We start from the raw sequence: 378 nt of genomic DNA, 5'->3' as shown, positions 1-378 counted from the left end.
AGGCCGACCCCACCTGCCACCACAAACTGCCGGGCATTAAATGCCTTTATCGCGGGAGCGACAGCCCCGGCCCCGGCAAAAACAGTTCCGCCGATTCGTTTACTGAACCCAAAGGGTAACATACGGTATTCAACCTGACCGGCAACCAGATTATTGTCACGGTAACGCCCCTGATAATAGCCACGCATAATCATNTAAAGAAGCCATATTGAAGGGTATGGTACCCGACAGAAAACTGCCGTAAAGCTGAGCAGCAAATACATTGCGGCGGTTTATGGGACGAAAAATGCGGGAGTCGAAGGTAATCCCATTAAAATTGTAGCTGCTTCCAATCTTTTTCCGGTACGAAAGAAAGGACAATTCACTGAACAAACCTTT

At 48.5% G+C, this 378-nt stretch carries 1 pseudogene; it reads right to left on the bottom strand.

Annotation, left to right across the window (positions count from 1 at the left end):
* Window positions 1–188: pseudogene (locus tag BLX24_RS31390) on the bottom strand (BamA/TamA family outer membrane protein); the annotation flags it as partial.
* Window positions 189–378: the final 190 nt, after the last annotated feature.

This window comes from Arsenicibacter rosenii (assembly GCF_001870735.1).
Taxonomy (GTDB): domain Bacteria; phylum Bacteroidota; class Bacteroidia; order Cytophagales; family Spirosomataceae; genus Arsenicibacter; species Arsenicibacter rosenii.
The sequence above is the reverse complement of the archived record's forward strand: the minus strand, read 5'-3'. Positions and strand labels throughout refer to the sequence as shown.